General features: G+C 63.0%; 3 protein-coding genes and 1 pseudogene. 2 read left to right on the forward strand and 2 right to left on the reverse strand.

Features of this window, described 5'->3' with window-relative positions; genetic code table 11:
- Nucleotides 1–466 precede the first annotated feature (466 nt).
- On the forward strand, nt 467–1,117 hold the full coding sequence (locus JCM25156_RS10935) for a DedA family protein (protein WP_183481687.1): 651 nt from the start codon (nt 467–469) through the stop codon (nt 1,115–1,117).
- Nucleotides 1,118–1,149: 32 nt separating this feature from the next.
- Here the strand turns inward: JCM25156_RS10935 and JCM25156_RS10940 are convergent, their stop codons facing one another.
- Both JCM25156_RS10940 and JCM25156_RS10945 read right to left on the reverse strand, forming a co-directional pair.
- Nucleotides 1,150–1,740, reverse strand: coding sequence for a TIGR00645 family protein (locus JCM25156_RS10940; protein WP_025813108.1), 591 nt, complete (start codon nt 1,738–1,740; stop codon nt 1,150–1,152).
- 187 nt (nt 1,741–1,927) lie between these two features.
- The gene (locus JCM25156_RS10945) at nt 1,928–3,142 is read right to left on the reverse strand and encodes an NADP-dependent isocitrate dehydrogenase (RefSeq protein ID WP_025813109.1); all 1,215 of its coding nucleotides are present in this window, start codon (nt 3,140–3,142) and stop codon (nt 1,928–1,930) included.
- Between the two features lie 202 nt (nt 3,143–3,344).
- Here JCM25156_RS10945 and JCM25156_RS23610 point away from each other — a divergent pair.
- Nucleotides 3,345–3,767 (forward strand): annotated as a pseudogene (locus tag JCM25156_RS23610) (hypothetical protein); the annotation flags it as partial.

The following is a 3,767-nucleotide window of genomic DNA, read 5'->3' on the forward strand; positions in this document are numbered from 1 at the left end:
CCCCCCGGCCCGCGGCGGTTGCGGTGACGATACCGGCGGCCACCCCGGTCAGGACCGCGCGACGTGATGAGGAGGGACGACTGTCGTCAGGCATGATGGAATGCTCCCTGTTATGCCGGGCGTGAGACCCGATTTACGGATTAGAACATACCCCCCGCCGCGCGGTTGCCTGGCATTGGCGTTTTCCACCCGCGCCCGGATCAGGGCAGGGCTGCGATGGCGGTGGCCTCGGCCGGACGGCATGAAGCGGGTTGAAAAAACGCGTGACAGATATTCGCTAAAGCCGGTTTTGCTGAAAGGCCGTTTCACCCATTGTGCCAGCCGGATTTCAGGCTGGTGTTCGCGGGTGCGCCCTGCCCGTCCGTCCGTATCCTGAACCGGGGTCAGGTTTGGGGGCGGGGGCATGGTCCGTTCGTGTTCCAGTACGGGGGGCCATGCCTGATCTGCCGGGACGGAGGACTGAACACTGCTGCACCATCTCGAATATCTGTTCCAGCATTACGGTTACGGGGTGATTACGACAATCGTGATGCTGGAAAGCATGGGCCTTCCGCTTCCGGCGGAAACGCTGATCATTTCCGCCTCCGTTTACTGCGCCGCCACGCATCGCCTTGAAATCCAGTGGGTCGCGCTGGCCGCCGTGCTGGGCGCGGTGGTGGGGGACAATATTGGCTACCTGATCGGGCGCAAGGTCGGCCTGCCGCTGCTGCAGAAATATGGCGCGCGCATCCGTCTCACCCCGGACAGGCTCCTGTTGGGGCGCTTCCTGTTCCGCCACCATGGCAGCGCCATCGTCTTCTTCGGGCGTTTCGTGGCGCTTCTGCGCGTATTCGTGGCGCTGCTGGCCGGGGCCAACCACATGCCATGGCCGCGCTTCATGCTGTTCAATGCGCTGGGCGGGATGTGCTGGGCGGGCGGTTACGCCACGGGGGCGTACTATCTTGGCCGCAAGGTCACGCAGGTTTCAGGCCCGGCCAGCATCGGGCTGGGGGTCATGGTCACGGTGGGGCTGGTCATCAGCGTCATTTTCCTGCGCCGGAACGAACAGCGCCTGACGCAGCAGGCCCTGCGCGAAGCCCGCGTGGAAGCCACGGCGCAGGAAGCCGGCCCGGCGTGACGCATCCCTGAAGGGCTGTTTGCAGGCAGTCCCTAATGCTGCTCCGGCCGGGTGTTGGTGTGCCCCTGGCCGGACGGGGTTTCCATCATCCGGTCCATCAGCGCCAGCATGAGCCCCGATACGACAAAGGCCAGATGGATGCCCACGCTCCATGCCAGCGTGCGGCTGGATATGTCATTGACCCGGATGAAATCGGCCAGCACATGGATGGCGGACATGGCCACGATGGAGGCCATGAGCTTGATCTTGATATCCCCGAACGTGACGTGGCCGATCCAGTCGGGAAAGTCGCGGTGGCTGCGTACGTCCAGCTTGGAAACGAAATTCTCGTACCCCGCGAACATCACGATCAGCAGGAGGTTGGCCAGCAGCACAAGGTCGATCATGTCGAGGATGCCGACAAACACATCATCGAATTCCAGCGTGTAACTGTTGCGCACCAGCGCCCACGCGGTCTGGAGGAACTTGACCACAATGACCAGCAGGCCCGCCGTCAGGCCGAAGTAAAGCGGCGCGCAGATCCAGCGCGCGCCAAAGAACAGGCGCTCCAGCCTGCCTTCCAGGCCCTGGGTTTCCTGCGGGGCGGATGGCCGGGGAGGGGCGGCGGGTGTCTGGTCATGCATGGCGTTATATAATCACGCCGTGGGGGCAGCAGGTAGGCACATCTTCCCGCATGGATGATTTTTCATCCATGCGGGGAAAATGCGCCATGTTCACCGGGGGGGGCTGCTTGAAAAGCCGCCTTTTTGAAAAAAGGCGGCACCCAAAGACGTTTACTTTTGTGTCGATCGGTTATTTTCAGACAGTTTTTCAGGACAGGGCGGCGCGCAGCTTCTGGTCCAGCACCTCCAGGAACGGCTGGGTATCGAGCCATCTGGTGTCATGGCCGACCAGCAGGGCCAGATCCTTGGTCATCTGCCCGCCTTCGACCGTTTCGATGCACACGCGCTCCAGCGTGTTGGCGAAATGGGTCACATCCGGCGTGTCATCGAATTTGCCACGATAGGCCAGCCCGCGCGTCCATGCGAAGATGGAGGCGATGGGGTTGGTGCTGGTCGGGCGGCCCTTTTCATATTCCCGGAAATGGCGGGTGACGGTGCCATGGGCGGCCTCGGCCTCCACCACGTCGCCGGTCGGGTTCAGCAGCACCGAGGTCATGAGGCCGAGACTGCCGAAGCCCTGCGCCACGATGTCGCTTTCCACGTCGCCATCGTAGTTCTTGCACGCCCAGACATAGCCGCCCTTCCACTTCAGCGCGCAGGCCACCATGTCATCGATCAGACGGTGTTCGTAGGTCAGGCCCAGCTTCTCGAAATCGGCCCTGAACTCACGCTCGTACACGTCCTGGAACACGTCCTTGAACATGCCGTCATAGGCCTTGAGGATGGTGTTCTTGGTGGACAGGTAGACCGGCAGCCTGCGGTCGCGCCCGTAGGACAGGGAGGCGCGCGCGAACCCCTCGATGGAGGCGCGGGTATTGTGCATGCCCAGCGCCACGCCGGGGCCCTTGAAGTCATGCACGTCAAGTACCTGCTCCGGGCCGCCATCGGCCGGGGTGTAGCGCAGCGTGACCTTGCCGGGGCCGGGAATGCGCGTTTCCGCCGCGCGGTAGATGTCGCCATAGGCATGGCGGCCGATCACGATCGGCTGGGTCCAGTGCGGCACAAGGCGGGGCACGTTGGCGCAGATGATCGGTTCACGGAAGATCGTGCCATCAAGGATGTTGCGGATGGTGCCGTTGGGCGAACGCCACATCTTTTTCAGGCCGAATTCCTTGACCCGTGCCTCATCGGGGGTGATCGTGGCGCATTTCACGCCCACGCCGTAGCGGCGCACGGCTTCGGCGGCGTCCACGGTCACGCGGTCATCCGTCTCGTCACGATGGCGGATGCCAAGATCGTAATATTTCAGGTCGATATCCAGATAGGGCACGATCAGCCGTTCGCGGATGAAATGCCAGATGATGCGGGTCATCTCGTCACCATCCATTTCGACAACGGGATTCCTGACCTTGATTTTTGCCATGGTACGTTTGCCTGCCTTTATGATTTTGACTTTGTGATTTCTATTTTTCCGGCACCCGTCGGCATGGGCCTGCGGGGGGCGCATTATTAGTCGTCCACATGGGTGATAAAAAGCGGCCACGCGCACCTGTTCATTCACAAACGTGCCATCACCCCAGGGCCGCAGGCTACCCGTGGCGCGGTACTCATGGCATGAAGCGGGAATGAACACCCCGTACGGACCGTATTCCAGCCCGTGGTGGCGCCGCCGGTGGCCCGATGCGCTGTCTGGCCTTATGGCCGTGCTGGTGCTTCTGCCCGCCTGCACGGCGTTGCAGGGAATCGTGCGCGCGGCGTTGGTGTGGGGGGTGCTGGCGCTGGCCTTCAACAGCAGGCGGGTGCTGGTGGCGCTGTTCTGGCCCGTGGTCGCGCTACTGCCAGGCGCGCTGTACTACATTCACATAAGCGGCGTGCCACCGGGCTACCCCCTGTGGCTGATCCTGTTCTACTGCTCCGTTCCGGTCGTGCTGGGGTATGTGCGGCCCGTGCTGCCGTTCCTGTGCCTGTGGGTGGGGGTGTGGAGCGTGCTGGTGGGGCTTTATCTCGCCCGCCCGCGTGGTCCGGTGGTGCGCTGGGGGCCGCTGGCG

This window comes from Komagataeibacter kakiaceti JCM 25156, assembly GCF_000613305.1.

Excerpts from the sequence above, each read along its gene's own strand:
- JCM25156_RS10940 (WP_025813108.1), bottom strand. The coding sequence starts at position 1,740 with ATGCATGACCAGACACCCGCCGCCCCTCCCCGGCCATCCGCCCCGCAG.
- JCM25156_RS10945 (WP_025813109.1), bottom strand. The coding sequence starts at position 3,142 with ATGGCAAAAATCAAGGTCAGGAATCCCGTTGTCGAAATGGATGGTGAC.